Source organism: Flavobacterium qiangtangense (genome assembly GCF_042658345.1).
Lineage (GTDB): Bacteria > Bacteroidota > Bacteroidia > Flavobacteriales > Flavobacteriaceae > Flavobacterium > Flavobacterium qiangtangense.
In genome coordinates, this window is the sequence record NZ_JBHSQB010000004.1 from 265,411 (window position 1) to 292,326 (window position 26,916).

Below are 26,916 nucleotides of genomic sequence, written 5' to 3' on the forward strand. Positions count from 1 at the left end.
ACTCTAAACTTTGCAAGTCTTTAAAAAATGAAAATAACCGCAGTCATTCCAGCACGTTACGCATCCACAAGATTTCCAGCCAAATTAATGCAAGATTTGGGCGGAAAAACAGTCATTTTAAGAACTTACGAATCGGCGGTTGAGACCAATCTATTTGACGATGTTTTTTTGGTAACCGATTCTGATTTGATTTTTAATGAAATTGTTTCCAATGGAGGCAAAGCCATTATGAGCAAAAAAGAACACGAATCAGGAAGCGACCGGATTGCGGAAGCGGTTCAAGATTTAGACGTTGATATTGTTGTAAATGTTCAGGGTGACGAACCTTTTATCAACAAAGAACCTCTTGAAAAATTACTGGAAGTTTTTAAAAACGATGAAGCGCGACAAATCGATTTGGCTTCTTTAATGCGTGAAATAACAGACAAAGAAGAAATTGCAAATCCGAATAATGTAAAAGTGATTGTGGACCAAAATGGTCTTGCACTATATTTTTCGCGTTCGGTGATTCCTTATCCAAGGGAAGAAAATGTGGGCGTTCGTTATTTTCAACACATTGGAATTTATGCTTTCAGAAAACCAGCTTTGTTGGATTTTTACAGTCTTCCGATGAAATCTTTGGAAGCTTCTGAAAAATTAGAACAGCTTCGTTATCTGGAATATGGAAAGAAAATTAAAATGGTTGAAACCACGCACGTAGGCATTGGAATTGATACAATTGAAGATTTAGAAAAGGCGAGAAAAATGCTTTAATTATTCATAAGAAACCGCCTTTGCCAACATTCCTAAAAAATCATTCGCTTTTCCATAATCCAAATTTTCATAGAAAAAACCGACGTCTTCCAAATTTTTGTAATATTCAGATAAATGGTCGTGGTAATATTTTTCAGAATTGATGCTCCAAACCGAAATATCTAGTTTTCTGGCTAAAAACCATTTTTCTAAAAGCCGTGCAGAACGTCCGTTTCCGTCATCAAACGGATGAATTTTCACGAAAACCAAATGAATATAAGAAGCAAAATAAAAGCTTTCTTCCATGGTTAAATCTTGTTCTAACAAATAGTCAATGTCTTCAAATAATTTTCTGAATTCCTTTGGAACATCTGAGGCCTGACAAGCTTCATACGTAATTTTTCCATCTTTTTCTGTTGAAATTACTTTCTGTCCAAAACGCATTCTTCCTTGTTGTTCTTGTGGCAAAAGGCTTTTTGAAAGTATCGAATGTGCTTTGAAAAAATTATCAAATTTCAGTTTTTCCCTTTGGGCAAAAATATACGCTTCATATAAGTCGTCTGGCTTTTCAACCAAATCTTCCTCCAGATTTTGTTTCAGTAATTTGTATTTTAAATAATCATCCAATTCAATTTTTTCGCCTTCAATTCTTGATGAAAATACAACAGAATTTGAATTATAAACTTTAAAAGAATCGGGGTCCATCGGCTTTGACTTTATGGCAAGATAATCGGCTTGGAAATTGGATTGAAGTGATTTTTTATAATCATCGAAATGGGCGCGAGAAAGTATTTGGAATTCAGACATTTTTATTAAAATTGAGATATAAAGGTACGCAGGAAATCTTCTTTCAAGAGTGAAAATTTCGATAAATTGTTATAAAATTATTTTCGTTCTAAAATGATCAGCTCGTTGTGGTCTTCAACACGCGGAATTGTTCTTGCAGAAAATAATTCTGAATTAACTTGTTCCAGATATTTTTTGTTCCGAAGATTTTCCTTTTCAGAAAGACACATCGTGTTAAACAGAATTATCCCTTTCTCCTTTAATAAGAAACAAGTTCGGTTTTGAAAAAATTCTTCAAACAAAAAATTAGGCATCGTGGTGTCTTGAAAGATGTCAATAATTATAAGGTCATATTTTTCTTTAGTTTTCAAAACAAATTCAAAAGCATCATCGATAACTACTTCAAAATTTGGAATTTGGTCCAAATGAAAATAGGAATTCGCAATTTTTATAATTTCAGAATCAATTTCAACGCCGGTAATTTTTCCTTTGAATTTAATTTCTTCCGATAAAGTTTTTATTACGCTTCCGCCGGCAACACCCAAAACCAAGATATGATTCATCTTTAAAATTCGTTCAAAACCAATGCTTTTAAGACCTTTTCTCAAAATGCGTTGCAAACTTCCATAAGAATAATTTGTGTTTTTTGAATCTAAAACCAATTCGCCATTTGCCCACGTAATTTCGATATTCTTGCTTATGGAAGAATTTTGCTTGTGGATATTTACTGGAAGTATGTAGCTGAAAAGTTTTTTAAACACAAAATTTAATTTGATTCAAAAATAAAATAATAAGCGATATGTTCTTAAAAATCGAATAGAATATTTTCAGCATATAAAATGAAAATTCGTTGAGTTTTTGTTATTGATTTTTAGATTGTTGTGATTTTAAATTTATTTTTTAACAAACGTTTGTGAATCGTTTTAAAACCAAAGCGAAACAGCTTTCGTAATTTTAAGTATGTTCAACCATTTTAAAAAACCATAAATTATGAAAAAGAATTTATTTTTAGTGGCGCTTTCGGTAAGCGCAATCGGAGTAGTCTCGTGCAGTAGCGATGATGATTCAGGAAACAACAACGGAGGAAGCAACGATCCGGACACGGAATTATTTGCTTCAAGTAACACAAGCGGTACGATTTCGTACACAGATTTAACGACATCAAGTCCAGTAGCTCGTTTTTTTAGCACAGGGTCAGTTGATGCTGACGGAATTTATTTTGACGACGACAGAAACGAAGTGATTATCGCGTCAAGAACAAACAACAGATTAGAAGTTTATGGAAACTTCAGAGAAGCTTTGGCAGGAACTGGCTCAAGCTTAACAATGACGGCAAGTAGCACAACAGGAGATTTCACAAACGCTAGAGAAATTACAGTTGACGACGACAGAGTGATTGTTGCTCAAGATCAATTCGCTACAAACGGATTGCAAAATAGACTTTTTGTTTATTTGAGAACAGCGACTGGTTTTACATTAGAAAAAACTTTTGACGTAAGTTTTAAACTTTGGGGAATCCATATTAAGGACGGAAATTTATTTGCCGTTGAAGATTTAACTAATAGAGTTGCAGTTTTCAACAACATTTTTTCAAAGCAAAGTGGTGCATTAACTGCCGATAAATCAGTTGCAATTGAAGGTCTTGTTAGAACACACGGAATCGATTTTGATGATAACACTGTTGTTTTGACAGATGTTGGAGATGCAAATTCTGATTCAGATGGTGGAATTGTTGTAATCGAAAATTTCATTTCAGTTTTTTCAGGAACAGTTGATGGCGGAACGATCGCTTTATCAAATCAGAAAAGAATTTATGGATCGAACACAATGTTAGGAAATCCGGTGGATGTTTCTATCGATGATGATTCAAACAAAATATACGTGGCAGAGCGTTTAAACGGTGGAGGTAGAGTTTTGACTTTTGCTTATCCAACGGCGGCAGACGCGAATGTGGCACCAACAGCAAATAGAATAGAACCTGGAGTTACAGGAATTTATTTAAGAGATTAATTTTTTGTGTTTGTTTTATTGGTTTGGAAAACCTTGATTCTTTCGAATTGAGGTTTTCCTTTTTTTATGCCTACCCAATTCAGCAGTAATAATAAAATTAAGTTGTTTACTTTTGTAAATCTAAAATTTGACCAATGGATTTCGAAAAATTATTCCTTGAAAGCAAAGTAGAATCTTTGTTTGGAAGATATGTAACTCTTGAAAATATTCTACCGATTTTAAATTCCTTGAACCAAAATGACAATTTAAAAGTTATCGGAAAATCTGTTGAAGGAAAAGATATTCATTCGTATATAGTAGGAAGCGGAAAAATGAAGATGTTGCTCTGGTCGCAAATGCACGGAAACGAAAGCACGACTACAAAAGCACTTTTTGATTTATTAAAGTTATTGAATAGCAAAAGTGAATTGGCAGAAAAGCTTCTGGAACGTTTTACATTTTATTGTATTCCGATGTTAAATCCAGACGGAGCAAAAAATTACACGCGCGTGAATGCGAACGAAGTCGATTTAAACAGAGATTTTCAAACGCTTTCTCAACCCGAAAGCCAATTGCTCAGAAAAATTCATTCCGAGTTTAAACCTGATTTTTGCTATAATCTGCACGATCAGCGCACAATTTTTGCTTCGGGAGAAACTAGAAATCCCGCGACAGTTTCATTTTTAGCACCTTCTTACAATGAAAATCGAGATATTAATGAAGTTCGCGAAAAAGCAATGAACGTGATTGTGGCGATGAATGAAGTTCTTCAAGAATTTATTCCTGGTCAAGTTGGACGTTTTGATGACGGATTCAACTTAAATTGTGTTGGAGACACTTTTAAATATCTTGGAACTCCGACAATTTTGTTTGAAGCTGGCCATTTTCAAGGCGATTATGACCGTGAAATCACACGAAAATTTATTTTCATCGCGTTGATTTCGGGTTTAAAATACATTTACGAAAACGATATAGTTTGCAATAAAACGGATAAATATTTCAATATTCCGCAGAATAAACCGATTTTTTATGATTTCATTTATAAAAATATCAAAATTAACTATGATAATAGACAAATTATTACGAATTTTGCAATTCAATTTAAAGAGGTTTTAGTTGAAAAACATATTGAATTTGTCGCAACCCTTGCTGATATTGGAGATTTGAAAGAAAATTTTGGCCACTTTGAATTTGATGCTGAAGGAAAAGTATATTCTGACAAGCAATCCAATATTCCGAAAATAGGTCAAAATTTTGATTTTTACTTGGGAGACAATGTTAAAATTGTTAACGGTTTGCCAATTGTTTAAGGATTTTCTTTTTTTATTGAAAAAAAATTAATTTTTTTGTACTCAAATTTAGAAAACAAATACAAACTATAATTTATGAATAAGTTTCGTTTAGATGAAGTTGACCATCAGATATTGGATATGCTGATTGACAACACAAGAGTTCCTTTTACAGATATCGCTAAAAAATTGCTGATTTCTGCAGGAACAGTTCACGTGAGAGTTAAGAAAATGGAAGAGGCTGGGATTATCATGGGTTCTTCATTGACTTTAAACTATGAAAAATTAGGATATTCGTTTATCGCTTATGTTGGAGTTTTCCTTCACAATACTTCTCAAACCAAATTTGTTTTGGAGAGAATCAATGAAATTCCATTCGTGACAGTTGCTCACGTTACTACAGGAAAATTCAATATTTTCTGCAAAATTCGTGCGATGGATACAAAACATGCAAAAGAAGTAATCTTCATGATCGATGATATCGAAGGAGTTTACAGAACAGAAACGATGATTTCGCTTGACGAAAGTATCAACGATAAAAAGCGTCTGATGCACACAATTTTTAAAGATATGTAATCTTTTATTGATATAAATTTAAGACCCTCTTGTGAAAACTTGAGGGTTTTTTTATTAATTTAAGGCAAAATTATTCGACAAAAATTATAGAAATGTATACATCCCCAAAACTCGAGCGCTTCGAAGAAAACGTCGCTTCTAAATATCAGATTTACAACAGTATGTTAATCACGCTTCCGTTTGATAACGTTGGAAATACAGGAATTATGCTTCCGCTTTTTGCTGAAGTTTGTGAATCAGGTTTTAAAAACCAATGGAAACCACAGCAGATTTTTGATTTCTTCTCTGAAAAATATCTTGACAATGCTTCCGAAAAGGAAAAAATCGACTTGATGTTTCGCTTTATCCAATATGTGGAAAGGCAGATCGTTTTATTTGATGCCATTGAAGATGCTGCTTTTTCAATTATAAATAATTTGGATGGAGCCAATTCTGTGCGAAATACAAAAGATAGGGCAGAGTCAAAAAATATGTCAAAAGAGCTGAAGAAATTCTTTGAGGATTTTAAGATCAGAACCGTTTTGACGGCACATCCAACGCAGTTTTATCCAGGATCTGTTTTGGGAATTATTACCGATTTGGAAGAAGCGATTACCGGAAACGATTTGAAAAGGATCAAAGAATTGTTAGCGCAATTGGGGAAAACACCTTTTATAAAAAAAGAAAAACCAACTCCTTTTGACGAAGCGGTGAGTTTGACTTGGTATCTTGAGAATGTTTTTTATGAAACCGCAGGAAATATTATGCAATACTTTCAAAAAAATGTTTTTGAAGGAGAATTGCTTAAAAATCAAATCATCAATTTTGGGTTTTGGCCTGGAGGCGACCGCGACGGAAATCCTTTTGTAACCAATGAAATTACGCTGAAAGTAACCGACAGACTTCGCACATCGATTTTAAAGTGTTACTATAATGACATCCGTCAGTTGAAAAGAAAGCTCACATTTGCCGGAGTTGACACGATTTGGACAGAATTAGAACACAAAATTTACCGTTCTGTTTTTTATTCAAAAGGTGAACTTTACATTACGCTTGACGAAATTAAAGCGACTTTGGCAGAAATCAGGGAAAAAATTGTAACCAATCATCAATCTTTATATTTGGATGATTTGGATAAATTTATAAATAAAGTAAATCTCTTCGGATTTTATTTTGCAACGCTTGACGTAAGACAAAATAGTAAGATTCACGATGCTGTTTTTGATGAGATTGAGAAAGTGGCAAAAGATAAAAACCTGAATATTTTTCCTGAAAATTATGATGATTTGAGCGAATCAGAACGATTGAACATTTTGATGGAAGTAAAATCTGATTTGACGGCAACAATGTTTGAGGAAGAAAATACCAAATCCACGATCGATTCGATTTATGCGATAAAAACCATCCAAGAAAATAATGGCGAATATGGTTCAAACCGTTACATCATCAGCAATACGCAAAGTGCTCAGAATATTTTAGAAACGTATGCTTTGTTTGGATTATGCGGTTGGGAAAACCCGACGGTAGATATTGTTCCGCTATTTGAAACGGTGGAAGATTTGCAAAATGCAGAAAAAATTATGGATATGCTTTATTCCAATAAAAAATATGCTGAACATTTGAACCGAAGAAATGGAAAACAGACGATTATGTTAGGATTTTCAGACGGAACAAAAGACGGCGGTTATCTGATGGCGAATTGGAGTATTTACAAAGCAAAAGAAGCGCTTACAGCAATTTCCAGAAAATATGATGTGGAAGTAATTTTCTTCGACGGACGTGGCGGACCGCCGGCTAGAGGCGGAGGGAAGACGCATAAATTCTATGCTTCGCTGGGACCAGATATTGAAAATAAAGAAATTCAAATTACAATTCAAGGGCAAACCATCAGTTCAAATTTTGGAACTTTGGATTCTTGTCGTTTCAATTTAGAAAATCTTTTGAGTGCCGGTGTGGCCAATCAAGTTTTTTACAAAGGAGAAAATAAGCTCTCAGATTCTGAAAAAGAACTTTTGGAAGAATTGTCAACAGTGAGCTATAAATCGTATTCTGACTTTAAAAATCACCCAAAATTTATTCCTTATTTAGAGCGAAGAAGTGCGTTGAAATACTATGCGCAAGCCAATATTGGAAGCCGTCCTTCGAAGAGAAGCAAGTCAGATAAATTAGATTTTAATGACTTGAGAGCGATTCCGTTTGTCGGCGCTTGGAGTCAATTGAAGCAAAATGTTCCTGGTTTTTATGGCGTGGGAACTGCGCTAAAACATTTTGAAGAAAATGGAAATTGGGATAAAGTCCAAGATTTGTATAATAATTCTTTGTTCTTCAAAACCTTGATTGAAAACAGTATGATGTCGCTGGCAAAATCATTTTTTCCGTTGACCGCTTATATGAAAGAAGATGCTGAGTTTGGAGCATTTTGGGAAATTATTTTCAAGGAATTTGAAGAAACAAAACGCCTTCTTTTAAAACTTTCTGGTTTTGATGAATTGATGGAAAATTATCCTGATGGTAAAGCTTCGATTCAATTGAGAGAGCAGATTGTATTGCCACTCTTGACGATACAACAATATGCTTTGTCAAAAATTAACGAGTTGAATGCTGATGAAAAGCACGACGATGATCTTTTGAAAACATACGAAAAAATCGTAATGCGTTCTCTTTTCGGAAATATTAATGCCAGCAGAAATTCCGCTTAAGATGAAAATTAGCCAATTGACAGATTCAGAATTTGCGCCATTTTATACTTCGTATGTTGGGCAGATTTCTGATGGAGATTTATTAGAAGAGTTGGAAATTTCGGTTCACGATTTGATTCGATTTGTTCAAAATATTCCGATGGATAAATATGATTACCGCTACGCGGAGGGAAAATGGACGATAAAAGATATTTTGCAACATTTGATGGATTCAGAGCGCATTTTTGCTTACCGTGCTTTGCGAATTGCCAGAAACGACAGAACTCCGTTGCCTGGTTTTGATGAAAATGATTATGCTGCTATTGCCGGAGGAAGCGAACGAACCATTCGCGATCTGCTGACAGAACTGGCGCTCGTGAGACAATCCACAATTCATTTGTTTAAAACATTTAATGAAGAAGCGTTGTTAAGAATGGGGACGGCTTCTGGCTTTCCTGTTTCGGTTCGAGCTTTGGGTGTAATTATTATTGGCCATCAAAAGCATCATCAAAAGGTTTTTGAGGAGCGTTATTTATAGATTTATTCCAGAGAAACATTTGGTTCCGTGCGCGATGTCCATAACTTTTATGATTAAAAAAAGCGCAAAGATAAATAAGGAGAGTGCGATGGCTTTTTCTCTGTTGATTTTATTTTTTGCAAAATAGCTGAAAATAAAAACTAATACCGCAATGGGAAGCAGAACTTTGAAACCAACTGTGATTTCAAACATTTTTAGTTGGATTCCTAAGATGGCTAATCCCCAAAGTAGAAATATGATTTTAATGATGATTAAGACTCTAAAGTCAAACCATTCCTGACATCGGTTTTGTTTTTGGTTGAACGGAAACATCGATTTTTTGGTTGTAATTGGTAATTTAAAAATATAAAAATTATCATTGCCAAATTCTCTAAATCGATGTAAGTCAAAAATATACGATGAAAATCACGTTTATTTTGCAGTTGTACTACTTATCTTAAATAAAAAAAGGGAACGTCTTATCGAGTTCCCTTTTAAATTTTATTCAGAAGTTAGTCTTCGTCTTCATCATCTTCATCATCAGCGATGTCATTTACATCTCTGTCTTCATCATCTTCATCGTCTAACTCAATTTTTTCTTCTTTTTCTTCTTCTTCATCGTCGTCGATATCGTCATCAAGGTCAAGACCTTTGATAGCGTCGATTGGCACAACAACATCATCTAAATCATCTTCGTCATCAAAATTTTCAATTCTGCTGGCTAATTTCGTGCTAACTTTCACTAAATAAATAGTGTCTTCGGTACGAACTTCAACCGCTTCGATCATTTCGTCTTTTGCATTTCTGAATCGGATAATGTTAGAGTCATCATATCCGTCAGGAAATTTCTCAACTAATAAAGTCAAGATTTCGTTGGTTAGTTTAGAATAATCTACAATAATTCTTTTCATACAATTTTATTATAAGTCTAGTAGGTAAGCAAAAATTAATGGTGCCACAATGGTAGCATCCGACTCGATAACAAATTTTGGAGTATTAATATCTAATTTACCCCAAGTAATTTTCTCATTTGGAACTGCTCCAGAATAAGAACCATAACTTGTAGTTGAATCAGAAATTTGGCAGAAATAACTCCAGAAAGGTACATCGTGCATTTCCATATCTTGGTACAACATTGGCACAACGCAGATTGGGAAATCTCCCGCAATTCCTCCACCGATTTGGAAGAAACCTACGCCATTGCTACTGTTTTTAGAATACCAATCAGCAAGGTAAGTCATATATTCAATTCCAGATTTCATCGTAGAAGCTTTCAATTCTCCTTTGATAACGTATGAAGCAAAGATATTTCCCATTGTGCTATCTTCCCATCCCGGAACGATAATTGGCAAATTAGCTTCTGCTGCAGCATACATCCAGCTATCTTTTAAGTCAATTTCATAATATTCTTCAAGAACACCTGAAAGCAACATTTTGTACATAAATTCATGTGGAAAATATCTTTCGCCAGCATCTTCAGCGTCTTTCCAGATCTTATGAATGTGTTTTTGCAATCTTCTAAACGCTTCGTGCTCAGGAATACAAGTATCAGTCACACGATTCAATCCTCTTTCTAATAAATCCCATTCTTGCTGTGGAGTCAAATCTCTATAATTTGGAACTCTTTCATAGTGAGAGTGGGCCACAAGGTTCATAATATCTTCTTCAAGGTTTGCGCCCGTACACGAAATAATTTGAACTTTATCTTGTCTAATCATTTCTGCGAAAATCTTACCGATTTCAGCAGTACTCATTGCGCCAGCCAAAGTCACCATCATTTTCGCACCATTTTGCAATTGCTGTTCATAAGCTTTCGCTGCGTCAACTACTGTTGCAGAATTGAAATGCAAATAATACTTTTCAATAAACTGACTGATTGGTCCTTTACTCATTTTTTTATTTTTAAAATTATACAACTTCAAGATTCAAATGTTATTCAAATCATAGAAATTATTATATGGTTTCAATTTTTTTAATTTCGGCAATGTTACGAATTTTCAAATTTCCTTGTTGCCTAATTTTGAATTTATTTTTGTGTGTAACCCAATATTTTTAGCACGTCTTCCGAACTCTGCTGTTCAGAAAATACTTCTGTAGCCAAAATCCCATTTTCATCACGATCAATCAAAATATGTTTTGGTTGCGGAATCAAACAGTGGTGCAAACCGCCATAACCTCCGATGGTTTCTTGATACGCTCCGGTGTTGAAAAAACCAATGTACAACGGTTTTTCTTTGCTGTATTTTGGAAGATAAATTGCATTCATATTTTGTTCTGAATTGTAATAATCGTCGCTATCACAAGTCATTCCGCCTAGAAGTACTCTTTCATAAGTATCGTTCCAGCGGTTCACGGCCAACATTACAAAACGCTTGTTAATCGCCCAAGTATCTGGCAAAGTCGTGATGAAAGACGAATCAATCATGTTCCACTTTTCTCTATCATTTTGTTGTTTTTGATACAAAACTTGGTAAATCGCACCGCCACTTTCTCCAACTGTGAATGATCCGAATTCTGTAAAAATGTTTGGAACATCAACTTCAGCTTCGTCGCAAGCAATTTTAATTTGGTTCAAGATTTCGTCAATCATATATTGATAATCGAATTCAAAAGCCAAAGAATTTTTAATTGGAAAACCGCCGCCGATGTTCAAACCGTCTAAAGTTGGACATTCTTTTTTCAAAGCAATGTACACTTTAATACATTTTACCAATTCATTCCAGTAATACGAAGTATCGTTGATACCAGTATTAATGAAGAAGTGAAGCATTTTTAATTCCAAATTCGGGTTTTCCTGAATCTGTTTTTTGTAAAAGCTCACGATATTTTTGTAACCAATTCCCAAACGAGACGTATAAAACTCAAATTTAGGTTCTTCTTCAGCCGCAATTCGAATCCCGATTTTAAATTTACCAGGGATTTCTGCCTGAAGCAAGTCTAATTCTTCATAATTATCAATGATCGGAATTGTGTTTTTATGACCGTTATTGATCAAACGAGCGATGTTTGTGATGTATTGATCTCGTTTGAAACCATTGCAAATTACATACGTGCTTTTGTTGATTTTTCCATTTTCCAACAAGTTTTCCACGATGTTGATGTCAAACGCAGAAGAAGTCTCAATATGGATGTTATTTTTAAAAGCTTCGTTCATAATGAATTCAAAATGAGAGCTTTTTGTACAGTAGCAATAAAAATATTTTCCTTCATACTTGTTTTTTTCCATCGCTTTTCTGAACCAACCTTTTGCGCGGTTGATGTTGTTAGAAATTTGAGGCAAGTAGGTGAATTTCAAAGGCGTGCCATATTGTTCAACGATTTTCATCAAATCAATATTGTGGAACAAAAGGTTGTCTTTGTTTAGCTTAAATTCTTCTTGAGGGAAATAGAATGTTTGATTTATTAGATCAGAATATTTTGTATTCATTTATTTGTCAGTATTTTAGATTTAAATATAGTAAAAAATTATTTTTTATCTAAAGTTCAAACCCTAATATTTGCATAAATGATCGGCAGTTTTTCTTGGTAAGTATTTGAATATTGGAAAATATCAAAAACCATAATGCTTTTAATAGCACACAGAATTTTCAGCAAATGCTGATAATACTTGTTGTTTTCGCTAAAGCCAAGTAAAAAAAGAGATGGATTTTGGTTCATTTTCATTGAGGCAAATGTAAAAAATAAAATAGCTGTTATGCAATGATTTTTATTAAAAAAATATTAAGAATTGTATTCTAAAAATGCATCAATAAGCAATTCGTTTTCAACAGTTTGATTAATTTTTATGTTCCCAATGCCATCAAGGAGCGCGAATTGAATTGTTCCAAACTCATTTTTCTTGTCGTGGATAAGCAATTCCAGTATTGGATTTAGGTCGTTTTCTTCAAAAGTAATTTTATCAAAGATGCTGTTGATGACCGATTTTATTTCTTCGTAGTCAGTTTCTGAAATCAATTGTTTTTTGAACGAAATGTAAGCTTCTAAAATCATTCCCACGGCAATTGCTTCTCCGTGCAGAAGTGTGGTTTTAGTTTCATTTTCAAGGAAATAACTCTCGATGGCGTGCCCCAAAGTATGTCCGAAATTCAACGCTTTTCTGATTCCGTGTTCTGTGGGATCTTGTATTACGATGTTATTTTTTATTTCAACAGATTGATGAATTAAAATATCTAAATCGTTTGTATTTAAGTTATTTAGGTCTGAAAATAAGTTCCAATACTTTCTATCGAAGATTAATCCGTGTTTTAGCATTTCTGCAAGACCAGAACGCATTTGATTCTGCGGAAGCGATGTTAAATATTGTGTGTCAATCAAAACCATTTTAGGAACGTTTATCACCCCGATTTGGTTTTTTAGATTGCCTAGATCCACACCATTTTTTCCACCAACGGAAGCATCAACCATTGATAATAAAGTAGTAGGAACGTGAATAAAATCAATTCCTCTTTTAAAGGTAGAAGCTACAAATCCGCCCAAGTCTGTGACAACGCCACCGCCAACATTAATGACCAAACTTTTTCTGTCGCCTTTTAATTCGGTTAAGACTTTCCAAAGTTCTACGCAGGTTTCGATGTTTTTGTTTTCTTCGCCTGGTTCAAATTCTACGATTTCAATGGTCAAATCTGTTTCTAAGTTTGGCAGAAAAACAGGAAGACAATGTTCGTTTGTATCGCTGTCGGCAAAGATGAAAATGTTGGAGTATTTGTTTTCAGAAAGAAACTTATTTAATTCTAAATAGGCATTTTCATTGAAATGGATTGGATAACCGTTGGCTTGGATTGTGTTCATTGTTATTATTTTTTGTTGATTTTTAGTCAACATTTATATTGTTTGGTTTTAGCCGATTAAAAATTTGGCTAAAGCCGATTTGTGATTTATCTTTTAATGAATGGGCTAAAGCCCAATCCTATTCATCTAAACGTTATCGAATATTTTGTGTCTCCTTTTTTTTATGAATAGGAACGGGCTTTAGCCCGTTTTATTTTTGCAATGTCATTTTGGCTTTAGCCGAAACTTTTATTGCTGATTTTAAAAAAAAATCTATCGAATAAATACCTAACCCGTTTTGAAAACCTGTTAGGATACCGACAACGTTTATCGACAAAGATTGGTACTGGCGTTTCCAAAAAATCAAATGGTTTCTCAAATAGCCCCGATGATGCCGTTGTTTGAGCTCTTGCTTTTGCGCTAGAAAAAGCAAAGCGAGCGGCTTCAGCGGGAAAATGAATTACTGAAAATTACCGGCCATTCGCTCTTGATAAAAATCTTAATTTTAAATGGCAAAATAAGGCAATTTTTAAGAAAAAATCGCAAATGAGTAATTATATTTGCGGTAATATTAAACTAACGAATGGAAAAGATTTTCAATAATACACAGGTGGCGTTTGCCTTGAAAAGTGATACCGAACTTGATAGAGCTTACTTTCTTTTTAAGATGATTGCTTCTGAACCTTTGGTTCGCATTGGGACTGCGGTCACAAATTTTGCCTTGAAGGCGCATTTGCCGGTGGAGGGCTTAATTAGAGCTTCGGTTTTTGACCATTTTTGCGGCGGCGTGAATGAGGAAGATTGCTTGACGGTTGTGGATAAAATGTACACGAAAGGCAAGGTTTCTTCGGTTTTGGATTATTCTGTGGAGGGAAAAGAGGAGGAAAAGCAGTTTGATATTGCGCTTGATATGACGCTGAAAACCATTGAATTTGCCAGAGAAAAGCAGGCGATTCCGTTTGCGGTTTTTAAGCCGACTGGTTTTGGACGATTTGAATTGTATGAAAAATTAGGCGAGGGGAAAACGCTGACCGTTGAAGAAGCTTCTGAATGGCACCGTGTTCTGGAGCGTTTTGATTTGGTTTGCAAAACGGCTTATGAAAAAGATGTGGCGCTGTTGATTGACGGCGAGGAAAGCTGGATGCAAGACGCGGCGGATGATGTGGTTTTAGATATGATGCGCAAGTATAATAAGGAGAAGGCGATTGTTTTCAACACCTTGCAAATGTATCGTTGGGACCGATTGGATTATTTGAAAAAGGTTCACGAGATTGCTAAAAACGAAGGTTTTTACATTGGGATGAAACTGGTTCGTGGCGCGTATATGGAAAAGGAAAACAAGCGCGCTGAAGAAAAAGGATATATGTCGCCGATTTGTATTTCAAAGGAAGCAACCGATATTAATTATGACGATGCCGTGATTTATATGGTGGAACATTTAGACAAGATGGCCATTTTTGCCGGAACTCACAATGAAGAAAGCTCATATAAACTAATGAAATTGATGAACGAAAACGGAATTGAAAAAGGTGATGACCGTGTTTGGTTTGGTCAATTGTATGGCATGAGTGACAACATCAGCTATAACTTGGCGGAGAATGGTTATAATGTGGCGAAATATTTGCCTTTTGGGCCAGTTCGTGATGTGATGCCGTATTTGATTCGTAGAGCGGAGGAAAATACTTCGGTTGCCGGACAGACGAGCCGTGAACTGAATTTGATTAAAACGGAAAGAGATAGAAGAAAAGGAAAGTAGTTTTCCTTTTGTATTGTATAAAATCCTGGGTGAGAGCTCGGGATTTTTTTTATGGAAAAAAAGCGCTTCAGAATATTCCGGAGCGCTTTTTTGAAACAAACAAAACAAACAAAACAAACAAAACAAAAAATTAACGTGTCTCTAATTGCAAGACAAGTTTTTGGTATTTGGTACTTAACGAGAATGATTTTTCTGCGATCAGCATCAATACAACTGGGATAAACAGGTATTCGGTGGCATTTTCTAAGTGTAAAATATAGGTGGAAATCGCAAACAGCCTAAAATATTCTAAGTAATAAATCCATTTTCTTTGTTCTAAAAGCGCGCAACAATTGATCAATGTGACCATGATAAATGTGAGCACGAAAAGTTTGTCATAGAAATTTACGCTTTCGAAATAATAGGTAAATCCGGTTAAGACAACCACGCTAATTGCTAGCTGAACGTAAAGGTAATTTCTGAATTTTAAGCGGTGGCTTCGATCGGTTTTGTCTTGGAGAAACTTTCTTTCGAGCATTGGGCGAATGTCTTGGTCCATTTCGGCGGGGCTTCCGAAGACGGCTTTCCATTTTGGCTTAAAACCTTTTGAGCGTTGCATCAATTCATAAATCTCAAAGTAGTAATGAAAATGCTGCCATAAAAAACTGTAGCTTTTCAAAGGATGCGTCAGTCCGTATTTTGGCTTTTCCTGTTCCTCTTGAAATGTGCCAAAAATTCTATCCCAAAACGTAAACATATCACCATAATTTTTGTCCAGGTATTTTTCATCGGAAGCATGGTGCACTCCGTGGACTGATGGCGTCACAAAAACATATTCCAGACATTTGATACGGCCGACGACTTGCGTATGCGTGAAAAAAGAATAGGCTCCGTGAACCACAAGCATCGTGATGATCATCATCGGATGAAATCCTATAAAGGGCAAAATGCACCAAAATCCCGTTCTGATAATTGCCTGGAATGTGGTAATTCTTGCAGCGGCAGTGTAATTAAATTCTTCGCTGTGGTGGTGGACAATGTGCGCTGCCCAAAAGAAATTGACTTCGTGACCCAATCGGTGGTACCAATACCAAACAAAATCGGTGGCTAAAATCAAGGCGATCCAAACTAAAAAAGTGCTTGGGATTTCGAATACTCTATAGTTTTCGTAGATATAAAAGTACAATTGGTAAAAACTTCCGGCGATAAAAAGATTGATTAACCGCTCTGCAATTCCGATGCTGATGTTTGAAACGGAACTTTCATAATTGAATATTTCGGGTCTTTTTTTGCGTTGCGCTAACTTGAATTCCAGCCATACGAAAAGGAAAAAGGCCGGCATTGCAAAAGCTAAAAAGTTAATATTTTCCATTGTTCGAATTTAAGTATGCTTCACTTTTGTTCGAACAAAGATAAAAAGTTTTATTAATTCATACTAATCCTATAGGAATTATATTTTATTAAATGTTTTAGGTAGAAGAAAATGAGGCGATTGACTTTTCGAGTATCGGGATCATTTTTATCCTCAGTTCTAAAAACAATTTTCTGATGTGGCAGGTTTCTTCGTCAATGCAGGTGTCGCACTTTTCATAGAAATTTTCTGAAGTGCAAGAGGTTAAGGCAATTGGCCCATCGATAATTCGCATGATTGACGCCACGCTGATGTCGTTTGGGTCTTTTGCAAAACTATAACCGCCTTGGGGTCCGCGTTGGCTTTTAACGATTTTGTTTAGTTTCAAATCGTTTAAAATGGCTTCCAAGAATTTGTAAGGAATGCGTTCTGCTTCGGCAATTTTCTTTGCAGACACCGGGATTGCCTCTTTTGTGTTGTACAAATAGACTAGCGCTTTTAAGGCATATTTTACTCTTCGTGATAACATTCTTAAAATTTAACTACCCAAAGTTACTATTTAATTAGAGATTAAAAAAAAGTCTGGTATTTGAGAACCGATCCAAATTATAGGAATCTGGTAATCTAATCTTAAAAAAGTGTAAGACAACGCACTGTTTCAATTTATAAATTGCATCAAATTATCGGACAATTCCCCCGGTTTCCGACGTAAAATTAATTATTATGAAAAAATTATTTACGTTCGCAATGCTTTTGGCAGTTGCCACGGGCTATTCTCAATCTAACGATGTTAGTGTTTTCAAGTCAGAAAGTTATATTATCGACGGCGTTCCTTACTTGGATCCCGAAACGATTCTAACCATTTCTGATTCTGATATCGATGTAAAACCGCTTGGAACTTTAAAGATTATCAAAAAGGCGATTGCGGTTCGCAATACTTCGGTGTATCATTGCGAATACCAAGGAAAGCCCGTGGAAGTCATTACTTTTATTTCTACGGATAAATTAAAAGTGACCGTGCGAGGCGAAAATCTAAAACACGTTATCGAATCTGACTTGATCGACCCGAAGAAAATGGAGGAGGAGTTTTCCAAAACTCCCGTTTCTGCGCGTCCTTAAGATTTATTCTTATTTCTATAATTATTTCAATCTGTTACTATTTAAATAGTCTTAAAAATAGTTAAATAGCCCATTGTCACGGAAATTTAATTTGCTTGTCCTGAAGATTCTGACTATCTTTAAATTTCAAAAACAAGTGGCTATGATTGATAAGTTAGGAAAAACAAAAGTTATTTTAGTAGAAGATGATGCTGAGGATATTGAATTTTTCATGGAATGTCTTGAGGATCTTCCTTATGAGGCAGAAGTCACCACTTATCGAAATGGACAGGAGTTTGTGGATGGAATGATTGCTAACAGAACGAATCTTCCTGACTTGGTTTTTCTTGACCTCAACATGCCTGTAAAAAATGGCGTTCAGGCGCTTAAAGAATTGAGAGCGTTGCCAGATTTTAAAAATATTCCGGTGGTTGCGATTTATTCCACTTCGATATCTGAGAAAGATCATGCCGAAACTTTTCTCCACGGAGCAGACGCATTCATCAGCAAGCCAAATGATTATAAAGATCTCAAGCGATTGATTCGACAGATTTTTGAGATCGACTGGAAGAACAGAAACACTGACAAAAAGAATTTTATAATCACTCCTTTATAACAACAAGCGACTATCAATGGTCGCTTTTTTTATGTGTATATTTTTTATAAATTTGGCAAAGTTTTTAAAAATATATATGTTAGCAGAATTAGATATAATTAAAGTCGTTCTTGTTGATGACGACGCAGAAGATAGAGAGTTTTTTGAGGAAGTACTAAGCCAACTTCCATTTAACGTAGCACTCACACAATATAAAAATGGTCAGGAATTTGTTGACGGCATGGTTTCTAACAAACAGGCGATACCAGACTTGGTTTTCTTAGATTTGAATATGCCAGTTAAAAACGGAAAGGAAGCTTTAAAAGAACTTCGCGCCATGAAAGAGTTTAAATCGATTCCGGTTATCGCGATTTATTCCACTTCAACTTCAGAATTTGACCAAGCGGAAACTTTTATTGCCGGTGCTGACGCTTTTATTAGCAAGCCATCCGATTACAGAGATTTAAAATTATTAATCTCAAAAATATTTGAAATAGATTGGAAACGCAGAAACAGCGATAAGCGAAATTTCGTAATTACTCCATTATAAGAAAAGCCACTTTTGAGTGGCTGTTTTTATTTTAAATTATACTCTTCATCGGTGACTGGTTTTAGCCACACAACACTTCCTTTGTCGTTATTGGTAACTGCCAGTTGCACAAAATGGCTGTCAGCGCTGGCGCCGTGCCAATGCTCAATATTTGGCGGACATTTTACAGCGTCTCCTTTGTGAATAATTTTTTTTGGCTGTCCTTTTTCTTGGTAAAACCCGATGCCGTCGGTTGCCAAAATTATCTGTCCGCCAGGATGCGAATGCCATTTTGTTCGGGCTCCGGGTTCAAAAGTCACGTTTCCAACCGCTGTTGGATTTACACTGTCATTTTTTACCAGCATCTGCAAATAAGCGGTTCCGGTAAAATTATCGTTGGTTATTTTTTCTCCTTTTGGAAAAATTAAGGCATTGTCATTTGACGCATCGTTCTTGTCATTGCAAGCAAAAATTGCAAGTAAAAAGATGGGCAAACTATATTTCGATCTAAATTTCATAACAGTTTTTTTTATAAATTACTTTTGAGATTTCAAGACTTCATCCAAAACTTCTTTGGCCGATTTTGCATTTTTTTCTCCCGAAGAAATCTTGATTATGGATACAAAATCTTGCAGTTGATTTGGATTAATCCCAACGTTTAGGGAAATTCCCAAATGGCTTTTCAGCATTGGTTCGGCATCGCCGATGGTTGCAATTACTGAAATAGTTACCAGTTCTCTTTGGGCAAAAGTCAGGACATCTCTTTCAAAAATATCAGCAAATAAATGTTCTTTTAAAAAAGTATCAATAGCAGGAGCAAAGGCAGAATATCCCGAAAGTGTTTCCGGTTGCGGTGTTTTGGTAAGTTCTTCCAGAATTTTTTTGCCTCTTTGATATTTTGCTTCATCATTTTTAATTTCTGAGGCTTGTTTTCCTTCTTTGTCAGCAATTCCTTTTGCTTTTCGTTCGTTCAAAACTTCCATGAAAGTCTGCAGGCCACGAATGCTTCGGGGAAAACCGCAATAGGCATACGTATGAACTAGAATTTCCTTGATTTCATTGATGGTTAAGCCATTGTCGAGTCCTGAATTTAATTGCACTTTTAGATTTTCTAAATCACCTTTTGCAGTAAATGATGCGATATAAATGATGCTTTTCTGATTTGGATTAAGTCCGTTTTCTAGTGTTTTCATATTTTGTGCTTTGATTAAATTAGAAAATAAAGCGAAGCATAGCATTAATATTAGTCCAATATTTTTTAGATTGTAGGTTGTTTTCATAGTGCTATTTTATGTTTATAAAATCCCAATTTTCTTGAGCCATTCTTGGATTTCTTTTTCGGCTTTGACTTTTTTATCGCCTTTCATTACAAATAAGATTCCGTCTTTTTCTTTGCCGCCTTTGATTGAAAAACCTTCTAGGATTTTGCTTTCTGGCGCTAGTTCTTTTACGGTTTCAAAACTGCTTCCGATGCCATAACCCGCGTTGGTATTGAAAGGAATAATGGTTTTCCCTTTTAGATTATATTCTTTTAAAAAGCTTTTCATCGGCGGAGGCAATTGCATTCCCCAAGTAGGAAATCCGATAAATATTGCATCGTATTTTTCTATATTTTCGATTTTTGTCTTCAACGGAGGCAGAAAACCGGTTTCATTTTCTTTAGAAACTTGCGCCACGATTTCCTGATAATTTTCAGGATAGGGATTTTTTAGTTCCAATTCGACTAATTTTCCACCCGTTTTTTGATGGATGATTTCGGCGACGGTTTTCGTGTTTTTTGTTCTGGACAGATAGACAATCAGCACGTTTTTATCTTTCATGGCTGTGGTTTCTTGCGCTTTTGAACAGGAGGAAAAACAGAATACTGAAAAAAGCAGGATCATTATCTTTTTCATAATTTCTATTGGTCTAATTTTTTGTCTTTAAGCCATTTGCTCATCAAATCGGCAACTTCAATATTGTTCAAATCTGAAAACGGGAAATGCGTATTTCCTTTCATACCGGCTTCCGGAAGATGCACAACAGTAACATCGCCACCGTGTTTGTTAACGGCATCTCTCCAAAGTCTTGCCATCTGAAGGCGCGCTCTCCAGCCATCGGCACCTGAATTATCAGAAGGTTTTTCTGGAATATTATCGCCATAATAAATGATAATCGGAATTTTGGTCAGTTTCATAAAATCCTCCATAGGTACGGAAGAAGCCTCCAAAGCGCCCGCTGAACTGGCAATCGGCTGGGGAACTTCTCCGGCTGGAAAAATAAAACCGCTTCCGGGTTCATAAGAAACTATTGCTTTTACATTTTGATTTTTGACAGCAGTAATCCAACCCATTCCTCCTGAATGCGAATGTGTTACCAGAATTGCTGGCCCAATTTTTTCGAATAATGCTGACGCAGCATTTGTAGTCACATTTATATCAATTGTTCCAATATTTGGAGTCATCGAGCGGAAATACTGATTAAGCGTAGCAGAATCTCTTGCAAATTGAACATTGTCAAAATACTTTGGCCAAACTCCCACACGAAAAACATTGAACCATTGCTGTTCGTCAGGAACCGGTTCAATCGTTGACGAAACCGTGCTTCTTCCGGCATTTCCGCGTCTTGGCTGATCCAAAATATAGACTGGAAAATTTCTTCTTAGAAAAATGTTCTGATAACCTTCGCGTCCGTCAGGAGTGGTTTCCCAAGTTTTGGAAAATTGCCCGATACCGTGCCACATCACCAACGGCAGTTTCTTTGCCTTTGCAGGAATTTGGTAAAACACATAAGCGTGATCGCCACGAAAAGTCTGGCCTTCTGGAGTTGGCTTAAGAGGATTAAAAGTTCCAGGATTAGTAATTATTGTTCCGCCAACGGCAAAACTTCCTTGTTCTTCAATTAATAAAGGCTTTTTTGACGTGTTTTCCTGAGCTTCCATTGAGAAAACGGAAAGCAAGGTTAAAAAAATAATGCTCCATTTCTTGAAATTATTTTTGATTTTCATATTTTACTTTTATTTGATTATTTTATTGGTTACCGCTTTTTCGATTACGTCAAGTCTTGGTTTTCGGTAATCTTCAATATCTGACGCTGAACTATCCTGCTTAAACTCAAAAACTTGATTTTTGGCTGCATCGTAAGCTGACCATATTGGTAAACCTTCTCCGTTTGGATTTCCTGTTTTTGCGAAATTTACCCAGTACGTATTCATCATAACTGAAAGTTTTTTTTCCTTTTCAGTAACTGTAAATCCATTTCTGTCAGCAAGATTATTAAAGACGTATGGAATTTCTGAAGCGTGTGATGCGCCATAAGGCATTCTTGTTTTCAAAGCATCAGGCACGTAAGAAAAAAGATAGACATACGCCGGTATTTTCTTTGAGGTAAAGGACCTTGCCGTAAATCTTGCAGGTTCTGCCCAGACTTTATCGGTATTTACCTGAGTAAGGATTTTTGCGAATTCAGTTTTGCCGTCCGCGTCATAAACTTTAGAAAAATCGTCTTTCATCTCTCCGAAAAAACTCTCCAATTCTTCTCTTGACCTCGCATTTACAAAACCAGCAGGAACTTCTGCGCTGTTTGAACCAATGATAATTGGAATATTTGGTACTCTTCCTGCATTATAAGCACTTTCTGCGGTTTCAGTTACAAAACGTCCGTCCAGAATTGGTCCTGAATAGATAATTGCATTACTTCCTTCGATAGCTTCCTGTCCACCATCCACAATGTCGCTGACACTTAATTGTCTGAGTTTTTCCAATGCCTTTGCATCAGTTCCATCAATTTTATGCTTGCGTGCAAAATTGACACCGATTGTTTCTGCAGAAACCGGATAATGAGGGTCAATATCTTCTTTACTGATCGGTCTTCCGGTAAGAACACCGTCTCTTCCACCGCCGGATTCTATGATAGCTTTTTGAAAGAGACCTTTTGCAGCGGGAATGGTCAATAAAGATTGTACCGAAACACCGCCTGCAGATTCACCGAAAATGGTAACATTTTCAGGATCTCCTCCAAATGCGGCGATATTCTTTTTTACCCATTGCAACGCAGCAATCTGATCCATATAAGCATAACTTCCTTTCGGCTCGGTTGGATTTTCTTTGGATAACGCTGGAAATGCAAAATGTCCCAATCTTCCAAGTCGGTAATTAAAATTCACAAGAATGACGCCTTGCTTTGCAAATTTTTCGCCCGAAGTCTGTGAATCTGAACTGCTTCCGCCTACAAAACCACCACCGTAAATCCAGACCATTACAGGAAGTTTTCTATCTGTCTTGGCGTTAGCAGGTTTCCAGATATTTAGAAACAAACAGTCTTCTGATGTATTTTCACGGATCGTACCTAAAGTTCTTGGCCAAGCTGCCTGTGCACAATCTGCACAGAATTTACTGGCATCACGAATTCCTTTCCAAGAAGGAGTAGGCTGTGGCGGTCTCCACCTGAATTCTCCCGTGGGAGCACCGGCATACGGAATTCCTTTGAAGCTTTCAATATCGCCATTTTTCAAACCCTGAACAAGTCCTGAAGAGATACGAACAGTAGGTTGGTTAGACTTTTCATTACTGCTCTCATTTTGGGCAAAACATCCAAAATTTATTATGACGGTTAAAGCAATCGCTAGTTTTCTCATGTGATGCTGTTTAATTTTTATTTCCCCGAAGGACTTAAAGTTTTAGTAAACGAAAGCGAACCCAATTTCCAGCTTCCGTCTTTTTTTATATAAACTTCGGTTACAATAAACGGATTGGTCACTTCATTTCCACCAACAACAGCGAGTAAATCCATTTTGGTGAGAATGATTGCCGTGTTGTCGATTATATTTACAGAAACATCGTGGATAGTTGCTTTTTTATACCAGATGCCGCCATTTTTAATGACGTCAATTTCTTGCTGTTTCCCCCAAGAGCCGCCCATGTGAACGAACACCGATTTTTCGTCAAAAAGAGCAGCAAGCGTTTCTACATTTTTATCAGACATCCATTGCCATTTGTCTTTTGAAAGCTGCATAATTTTTTGATCTTCAGAACTTTGTGCGAATGACAGTTGTGTACTCATAATCATCAAAAAAGCTATTTTGTGTATTGTTTTCATAAGTTTTTAGGGTTATATTAAATGTTTTTTCCGAAGAAATCTACCAGTTTAGTTGCCGCTTGGCTTACATATTCTGGCTTCCAATACGTCTGGATGTGCGTAGCTCCGTCAATGACAAAAAGCTCTTTTGTTTTTGCATTTACTGCCTTGGGGAAAGCTTCATCCGTCATGTATTTTGTATCGGCTTTGCTTCCTGCCATCATCAGTAACGGCTGGTTGATCAAATCGATATTACTTGTGGCATCCCAAGTCATCAGGTCTAGCATGCTGCTCATCGTGTATAAAAATGTTGAATTTGGATGCGCGTGCGTTCTGTAATAATAAACATAACCTTCACGATACAAGTCAGTTGGTGTTTTTTCAATTTCTTCATCGGTGATGCTTGCGACACCTGCATAAATTGTTTTTCCGCCAGAAGTTTCTTGAGCGCGCGCGTCAGAAGCCTGTTTCAGACGATCTTGGATTGTAGCCAAAGCAGTATTCTGAAAACCGTTTCGTCTGACTTCGCCTGAATTGAACATGCTTAAAGTTGCGACAGCTTTAAATCTTTTGTCAGATTGTGCTGCTTTCAACGTATAACCGCCACCGCCACAAATTCCGAAAGCGCCCAAACGATTGGCGTCAACTCCAGGATATTTCGAAATAAAATCAGCCATTCCGTGGATGTCTTCAACTCGATAGAAAGGTTTGTCTGTGTGGCGCGGTTCGCCACCGCTTGCTCCTTGAAATGCTGCATCGGCCGCGATGGTGATGTATCCATTTTCTGCCAAGCGTTGCGCATACAATCCCGCAGTCTGCTCTTTTATGCCGCCGTTTGGATGTGCGACCACAACCGCGGGATATTTTTTTGATGTCTCATAATTTGCAGGAGTATAGACATTTGCGGCGATATCAATACCGTTTAATTTGTATGTTACTGGATGAATATTCACTTTACCTTTTACATTTTCCTTGATCGCGTCTCCATAAACCAATCCGAATGGTTTTTTTGTTTTTTCCTGTGCTGTTGCTATCATGCTCGTTATTGTAAATAATATTGTAAAAATTGATTTTATCTTTTTCATCTTATTTTCCAACGTTTTTCTGCAGATGTTGCGGATAGCGTTCCCCTACAATTTTAATTTTTTCTGCGGCAGTTTCAATAATAGCCAAATCATCTTCAGTCAATAGTACGGAAGCACCGCCGATATTTTCTTTCAAACGATCTTGCTTTGTGGTTCCCGGAATTGGTGCGATCCAAGGTTTTTGGGCCAAAAGCCAAGCCAATGCAATTTGTGCCGGAGTAGCATTCTTTTCAGTAGCGATTGATTTCAATAAATCGACCAAAGCCTGGTTTGCCTTGCGGTTTTCTTCGGAGAATCTTGGAACAATATTTCTGAAATCATTTTTTTCGAACTGAGTTGTTTCGTTGATCGCTCCAGTCAAAAATCCTTTTCCTAATGGGCTGAAAGGCACAAAACCAATTCCCAATTCTTCTAAAGTCGGGATGATTTCTTTTTCTGGCTCGCGGTAAAATAAAGAATATTCGCTCTGCAAAGCGGTTACAGGCTGTACTGCGTTTGCTTTTCTGATAGTTTGCGCGCCAGCTTCTGATAGGCCAAAATGCTTTACTTTTCCTTCTTGGATCAGATCTTTGACTGTTCCAGCCACATCTTCAATCGGGACATTTGGGTCTACTCTGTGCTGGTAAAGCAGGTCGATATAATCGGTTTGCAATCTTTTCAAGGACTCGTCAACCACTTTTCTGATTCTTGCCGGACTGCTGTCCAATCCTTTTGAGGAATCGCCATCCTGAAATCCAAATTTTGTAGCAATAACTATATCTTTTCTAAATGATTTCAATGCTTCTCCCAATAATTCTTCATTGGCAAAAGGTCCGTAACATTCCGCGGTGTCAAAAAATGTAATTCCTTGTTCGTAGGCCGCTTTAATTAATTGGATGGCTTCCTGTTTTTCTGTCGGTTTTCCATATCCAAAGCTCAATCCCATGCATCCTAAACCTAATGCTGATACTTCCAAGCCATTTTTTCCTAGTATTCTCTTTTCCATTTTGTTCTTTTAAATTATAATTAGTTCTTTTTCAGAGGCGCTTCCACATCTGAAAATTGCTGTACAAAAGCAGGCAGTCTTTCGCCTAAAATTTTGACAGCATTTACTTCCTTATTGAATTGCCGTAATTCATCCGCAGAAAATTTAATTGCGGAAGCTCCGTTATTTTCTAAAATGTGTGCCATTTGAGTCGTTCCCGGAATCGGTACGATCCAAGGTTTTTGGTGTAAAAGCCAAGCAAGTGAAATCTGTCCGGGTGTGGCATTTTTCTTTTTTGCCCAATCTTTAAGAATTGTAACCAAAGCCAAATTATTCGGCATATTTTCTTTGGAGAAGCGGCTTTCATTGCCACGAATATCTCCTTGCGCAAAACCTGTCGCTGCATCAATCGCACCAGTCAAAAATCCCACGCCAAGCGGACTCCAAGGCACAAAACCGATTCCTAATTCCTCGCAAAGCGGAATAATTTTTTCCTCAGGACCGCGCCACAATAAAGAATACTCGTTCTGGATTGCCGTTACGGGATGAATAGCGTGTGCTCTTCTCACGGTTTGCACGCCCGGTTCTGAAAGTCCGTAATGCAAAACTTTTCCTTCCTTCATCAAATCTTTAATGGTTCCCACAACATCCTCAATCGGAACTTCTGGATCCACGCGATGCTGGAACAATAAATCGATTCGATCTGTTTTAAGCCGCTTTAGCATTCCTTCCACAACGATTTTGATGTGTTCGGGCTTGCTGTTAAGGCCAGGCAAACGTTGACCTGTTTGCTGGTCGATATTCCATCCGAATTTGGTCTCAATAACAATTTTGTCTCGAAAGGAAGCAACGCCTTCGCCCAAAATTTTTTCCACTTCAAAAGGTCCGTATGCTTCAGCGGCATCAAAAAGCGTAACACCGTTATCAAAAGCTTTTCGGATGATATTGTGCATTTCAGTTCGAGTGGGAATCGTCATCTGGTAAGTTCTGCTCATATTTTGAACGCCTAAACCAATGGCAGAAACTTCCAATGATTTGCCAAGTTTTCTGCGACTTGCCAAGGTGTCTTTCAGATTATCATTATTTGTAAAATTCAGTGACGATGCCTTGGCTAAAGAATCTAGGGGCAAAAAGGCAGTTCCAGCGGCGGCCAATCCAACGGTTTTTAAAATATCTCTACGGTTCATTTTT

General features: G+C 36.5%; 28 protein-coding genes. 10 read left to right on the plus strand and 18 right to left on the minus strand.

The window, feature by feature from the left end; all coding sequences use genetic code 11:
- The first annotated feature begins 27 nt into the window (after positions 1-27).
- Positions 28-753 (plus strand): 3-deoxy-manno-octulosonate cytidylyltransferase, encoded by a 726-nt coding sequence (gene kdsB, locus ACFPVY_RS04280; protein WP_379790533.1) that lies wholly within the window; start codon positions 28-30, stop codon positions 751-753.
- On the opposite strand, the gene ACFPVY_RS04285 is transcribed toward kdsB, so the two are convergent.
- Positions 754-1,539: a Fic family protein gene (locus ACFPVY_RS04285; RefSeq protein ID WP_379790534.1), complete on the minus strand. Its 786-nt coding sequence runs from the start codon at positions 1,537-1,539 to the stop codon at positions 754-756.
- Positions 1,540-1,616: 77 nt separating this feature from the next.
- A complete protein-coding gene (locus ACFPVY_RS04290; RefSeq protein ID WP_379790535.1) occupies positions 1,617-2,279 on the minus strand; it encodes a spermidine synthase in 663 nt (220 codons plus the stop codon).
- Between the two features lie 229 nt (positions 2,280-2,508).
- Between ACFPVY_RS04290 and ACFPVY_RS04295 the strand changes: the two genes are divergently transcribed.
- The 5 genes from ACFPVY_RS04295 (at position 2,509) to ACFPVY_RS04315 (ending at position 8,567) form a co-directional block, all read left to right on the plus strand.
- Entirely contained in the window at positions 2,509-3,528 is a 1,020-nt protein-coding gene (locus ACFPVY_RS04295) for an NHL repeat-containing protein (protein ID WP_379790536.1), read from the plus strand.
- Positions 3,529-3,662: 134 nt separating this feature from the next.
- Positions 3,663-4,817, plus strand: coding sequence for a M14 family metallopeptidase (locus ACFPVY_RS04300; protein ID WP_379790537.1), 1,155 nt, complete (start codon positions 3,663-3,665; stop codon positions 4,815-4,817).
- Positions 4,818-4,892: 75 nt separating this feature from the next.
- Complete coding sequence (locus ACFPVY_RS04305; protein WP_056067456.1) at positions 4,893-5,372, plus strand: Lrp/AsnC family transcriptional regulator; 480 nt, start codon at positions 4,893-4,895, stop codon at positions 5,370-5,372.
- 92 nt (positions 5,373-5,464) lie between these two features.
- Entirely contained in the window at positions 5,465-8,050 is a 2,586-nt protein-coding gene (locus ACFPVY_RS04310; RefSeq protein WP_379790538.1) for a phosphoenolpyruvate carboxylase, read from the plus strand.
- Between the two features lies 1 nt (position 8,051).
- Positions 8,052-8,567 (plus strand): DinB family protein, encoded by a 516-nt coding sequence (locus ACFPVY_RS04315; protein WP_379790539.1) that lies wholly within the window; start codon positions 8,052-8,054, stop codon positions 8,565-8,567.
- On the opposite strand, the gene ACFPVY_RS04320 is transcribed toward ACFPVY_RS04315, so the two are convergent.
- From ACFPVY_RS04320 to aroB, 5 genes are all read right to left on the minus strand, one after another.
- On the minus strand, positions 8,562-8,879 hold the full coding sequence (locus tag ACFPVY_RS04320) for a hypothetical protein (protein ID WP_379790541.1): 318 nt from the start codon (positions 8,877-8,879) through the stop codon (positions 8,562-8,564). The genes ACFPVY_RS04315 and ACFPVY_RS04320 overlap by 6 nt on opposite strands.
- A 179-nt stretch (positions 8,880-9,058) precedes the next feature.
- Positions 9,059-9,457: a DNA primase gene (locus tag ACFPVY_RS04325; RefSeq protein WP_379790542.1), complete on the minus strand. Its 399-nt coding sequence runs from the start codon at positions 9,455-9,457 to the stop codon at positions 9,059-9,061.
- Between the two features lie 9 nt (positions 9,458-9,466).
- Positions 9,467-10,438: a deoxyhypusine synthase family protein gene (locus ACFPVY_RS04330; protein ID WP_379790544.1), complete on the minus strand. Its 972-nt coding sequence runs from the start codon at positions 10,436-10,438 to the stop codon at positions 9,467-9,469.
- Positions 10,439-10,572: 134 nt separating this feature from the next.
- Entirely contained in the window at positions 10,573-11,973 is a 1,401-nt protein-coding gene (locus ACFPVY_RS04335) for a type III PLP-dependent enzyme domain-containing protein (RefSeq protein ID WP_379790546.1), read from the minus strand.
- A gap of 293 nt (positions 11,974-12,266) precedes the next feature.
- Entirely contained in the window at positions 12,267-13,334 is a 1,068-nt protein-coding gene (gene aroB / locus ACFPVY_RS04340; protein WP_379790547.1) for a 3-dehydroquinate synthase, read from the minus strand.
- A 562-nt stretch (positions 13,335-13,896) separates the two neighbouring features.
- On the opposite strand from aroB, the gene ACFPVY_RS04345 reads away from it, so the two are divergent.
- On the plus strand, positions 13,897-15,069 hold the full coding sequence (locus ACFPVY_RS04345; RefSeq protein WP_379790548.1) for a proline dehydrogenase family protein: 1,173 nt from the start codon (positions 13,897-13,899) through the stop codon (positions 15,067-15,069).
- A 130-nt stretch (positions 15,070-15,199) separates the two neighbouring features.
- On the opposite strand, the gene ACFPVY_RS04350 is transcribed toward ACFPVY_RS04345, so the two are convergent.
- Positions 15,200-16,420, minus strand: a complete 1,221-nt coding sequence (locus ACFPVY_RS04350) for a sterol desaturase family protein (RefSeq protein ID WP_379790549.1) — start codon at positions 16,418-16,420, stop codon at positions 15,200-15,202.
- Positions 16,421-16,517: 97 nt separating this feature from the next.
- Complete coding sequence (locus ACFPVY_RS04355; protein ID WP_379790550.1) at positions 16,518-16,928, minus strand: RrF2 family transcriptional regulator; 411 nt, start codon at positions 16,926-16,928, stop codon at positions 16,518-16,520.
- Between the two features lie 194 nt (positions 16,929-17,122).
- Here ACFPVY_RS04355 and ACFPVY_RS04360 point away from each other — a divergent pair, with 194 nt between their 5' ends.
- From ACFPVY_RS04360 to ACFPVY_RS04370, 3 genes are all read left to right on the plus strand, one after another.
- Entirely contained in the window at positions 17,123-17,518 is a 396-nt protein-coding gene (locus tag ACFPVY_RS04360) for a hypothetical protein (RefSeq protein ID WP_379790552.1), read from the plus strand.
- A gap of 142 nt (positions 17,519-17,660) precedes the next feature.
- Positions 17,661-18,113, plus strand: coding sequence for a response regulator (locus ACFPVY_RS04365; RefSeq protein WP_379790553.1), 453 nt, complete (start codon positions 17,661-17,663; stop codon positions 18,111-18,113).
- A gap of 76 nt (positions 18,114-18,189) precedes the next feature.
- Positions 18,190-18,642 carry a response regulator gene (locus ACFPVY_RS04370; protein ID WP_379790554.1) on the plus strand — a complete coding sequence of 151 codons (453 nt, stop codon included), beginning with the start codon at positions 18,190-18,192 and terminating at the stop codon, positions 18,640-18,642.
- 26 nt (positions 18,643-18,668) lie between these two features.
- On the opposite strand, the gene ACFPVY_RS04375 is transcribed toward ACFPVY_RS04370, so the two are convergent.
- The 9 genes from ACFPVY_RS04375 to ACFPVY_RS04415 all read right to left on the minus strand — a co-directional run bounded on the left by ACFPVY_RS04375 (position 18,669) and on the right by ACFPVY_RS04415 (position 26,912).
- Positions 18,669-19,139 (minus strand): cupin domain-containing protein, encoded by a 471-nt coding sequence (locus tag ACFPVY_RS04375; RefSeq protein WP_379790555.1) that lies wholly within the window; start codon positions 19,137-19,139, stop codon positions 18,669-18,671.
- An 18-nt stretch (positions 19,140-19,157) separates the two neighbouring features.
- Entirely contained in the window at positions 19,158-19,814 is a 657-nt protein-coding gene (locus ACFPVY_RS04380; protein WP_379790556.1) for a carboxymuconolactone decarboxylase family protein, read from the minus strand.
- Positions 19,815-19,916: 102 nt separating this feature from the next.
- Positions 19,917-20,516 (minus strand): flavodoxin, encoded by a 600-nt coding sequence (locus ACFPVY_RS04385; protein ID WP_379790557.1) that lies wholly within the window; start codon positions 20,514-20,516, stop codon positions 19,917-19,919.
- Positions 20,517-20,521: 5 nt separating this feature from the next.
- Positions 20,522-21,607, minus strand: a complete 1,086-nt coding sequence (locus tag ACFPVY_RS04390; protein ID WP_379790558.1) for an alpha/beta hydrolase — start codon at positions 21,605-21,607, stop codon at positions 20,522-20,524.
- 9 nt (positions 21,608-21,616) lie between these two features.
- Positions 21,617-23,236, minus strand: a complete 1,620-nt coding sequence (locus ACFPVY_RS04395) for a carboxylesterase/lipase family protein (protein ID WP_379790559.1) — start codon at positions 23,234-23,236, stop codon at positions 21,617-21,619.
- Between the two features lie 17 nt (positions 23,237-23,253).
- Positions 23,254-23,697 carry a nuclear transport factor 2 family protein gene (locus ACFPVY_RS04400; RefSeq protein WP_379790561.1) on the minus strand — a complete coding sequence of 148 codons (444 nt, stop codon included), beginning with the start codon at positions 23,695-23,697 and terminating at the stop codon, positions 23,254-23,256.
- A gap of 17 nt (positions 23,698-23,714) precedes the next feature.
- The gene (locus tag ACFPVY_RS04405; RefSeq protein WP_379790563.1) at positions 23,715-24,713 is read right to left on the minus strand and encodes an alpha/beta hydrolase; all 999 of its coding nucleotides are present in this window, start codon (positions 24,711-24,713) and stop codon (positions 23,715-23,717) included.
- 49 nt (positions 24,714-24,762) lie between these two features.
- Positions 24,763-25,746, minus strand: coding sequence for an aldo/keto reductase (locus ACFPVY_RS04410; RefSeq protein WP_379790565.1), 984 nt, complete (start codon positions 25,744-25,746; stop codon positions 24,763-24,765).
- A 20-nt stretch (positions 25,747-25,766) separates the two neighbouring features.
- Entirely contained in the window at positions 25,767-26,912 is a 1,146-nt protein-coding gene (locus tag ACFPVY_RS04415) for an aldo/keto reductase (RefSeq protein ID WP_379790566.1), read from the minus strand.
- Between the last annotated feature and the right edge of the window lie 4 nt (positions 26,913-26,916).

Bases quoted from the DNA above. Each gene is read 5' to 3' on its own strand.
- kdsB (WP_379790533.1), top strand. From the start codon at position 28: ATGAAAATAACCGCAGTCATTCCAGCACGTTACGCATCCACAAGATTT.
- ACFPVY_RS04285 (WP_379790534.1), bottom strand. From the start codon at position 1,539: ATGTCTGAATTCCAAATACTTTCTCGCGCCCATTTCGATGATTATAAA.
- ACFPVY_RS04295 (WP_379790536.1), top strand. From the start codon at position 2,509: ATGAAAAAGAATTTATTTTTAGTGGCGCTTTCGGTAAGCGCAATCGGA.
- ACFPVY_RS04300 (WP_379790537.1), top strand. From the start codon at position 3,663: ATGGATTTCGAAAAATTATTCCTTGAAAGCAAAGTAGAATCTTTGTTT.
- ACFPVY_RS04305 (WP_056067456.1), top strand. From the start codon at position 4,893: ATGAATAAGTTTCGTTTAGATGAAGTTGACCATCAGATATTGGATATG.
- ACFPVY_RS04310 (WP_379790538.1), top strand. From the start codon at position 5,465: ATGTATACATCCCCAAAACTCGAGCGCTTCGAAGAAAACGTCGCTTCT.
- ACFPVY_RS04315 (WP_379790539.1), top strand. From the start codon at position 8,052: ATGAAAATTAGCCAATTGACAGATTCAGAATTTGCGCCATTTTATACT.
- ACFPVY_RS04320 (WP_379790541.1), bottom strand. From the start codon at position 8,879: ATGTTTCCGTTCAACCAAAAACAAAACCGATGTCAGGAATGGTTTGAC.
- ACFPVY_RS04325 (WP_379790542.1), bottom strand. From the start codon at position 9,457: ATGAAAAGAATTATTGTAGATTATTCTAAACTAACCAACGAAATCTTG.
- ACFPVY_RS04330 (WP_379790544.1), bottom strand. From the start codon at position 10,438: ATGAGTAAAGGACCAATCAGTCAGTTTATTGAAAAGTATTATTTGCAT.
- ACFPVY_RS04335 (WP_379790546.1), bottom strand. From the start codon at position 11,973: ATGAATACAAAATATTCTGATCTAATAAATCAAACATTCTATTTCCCT.
- aroB (WP_379790547.1), bottom strand. From the start codon at position 13,334: ATGAACACAATCCAAGCCAACGGTTATCCAATCCATTTCAATGAAAAT.
- ACFPVY_RS04345 (WP_379790548.1), top strand. From the start codon at position 13,897: ATGGAAAAGATTTTCAATAATACACAGGTGGCGTTTGCCTTGAAAAGT.
- ACFPVY_RS04350 (WP_379790549.1), bottom strand. From the start codon at position 16,420: ATGGAAAATATTAACTTTTTAGCTTTTGCAATGCCGGCCTTTTTCCTT.
- ACFPVY_RS04355 (WP_379790550.1), bottom strand. From the start codon at position 16,928: ATGTTATCACGAAGAGTAAAATATGCCTTAAAAGCGCTAGTCTATTTG.
- ACFPVY_RS04360 (WP_379790552.1), top strand. From the start codon at position 17,123: ATGAAAAAATTATTTACGTTCGCAATGCTTTTGGCAGTTGCCACGGGC.
- ACFPVY_RS04365 (WP_379790553.1), top strand. From the start codon at position 17,661: ATGATTGATAAGTTAGGAAAAACAAAAGTTATTTTAGTAGAAGATGAT.
- ACFPVY_RS04370 (WP_379790554.1), top strand. From the start codon at position 18,190: ATGTTAGCAGAATTAGATATAATTAAAGTCGTTCTTGTTGATGACGAC.
- ACFPVY_RS04375 (WP_379790555.1), bottom strand. From the start codon at position 19,139: ATGAAATTTAGATCGAAATATAGTTTGCCCATCTTTTTACTTGCAATT.
- ACFPVY_RS04380 (WP_379790556.1), bottom strand. From the start codon at position 19,814: ATGAAAACACTAGAAAACGGACTTAATCCAAATCAGAAAAGCATCATT.
- ACFPVY_RS04385 (WP_379790557.1), bottom strand. From the start codon at position 20,516: ATGAAAAAGATAATGATCCTGCTTTTTTCAGTATTCTGTTTTTCCTCC.
- ACFPVY_RS04390 (WP_379790558.1), bottom strand. From the start codon at position 21,607: ATGAAAATCAAAAATAATTTCAAGAAATGGAGCATTATTTTTTTAACC.
- ACFPVY_RS04395 (WP_379790559.1), bottom strand. From the start codon at position 23,236: ATGAGAAAACTAGCGATTGCTTTAACCGTCATAATAAATTTTGGATGT.
- ACFPVY_RS04400 (WP_379790561.1), bottom strand. From the start codon at position 23,697: ATGAAAACAATACACAAAATAGCTTTTTTGATGATTATGAGTACACAA.
- ACFPVY_RS04405 (WP_379790563.1), bottom strand. From the start codon at position 24,713: ATGATAGCAACAGCACAGGAAAAAACAAAAAAACCATTCGGATTGGTT.
- ACFPVY_RS04410 (WP_379790565.1), bottom strand. From the start codon at position 25,746: ATGGAAAAGAGAATACTAGGAAAAAATGGCTTGGAAGTATCAGCATTA.
- ACFPVY_RS04415 (WP_379790566.1), bottom strand. From the start codon at position 26,912: ATGAACCGTAGAGATATTTTAAAAACCGTTGGATTGGCCGCCGCTGGA.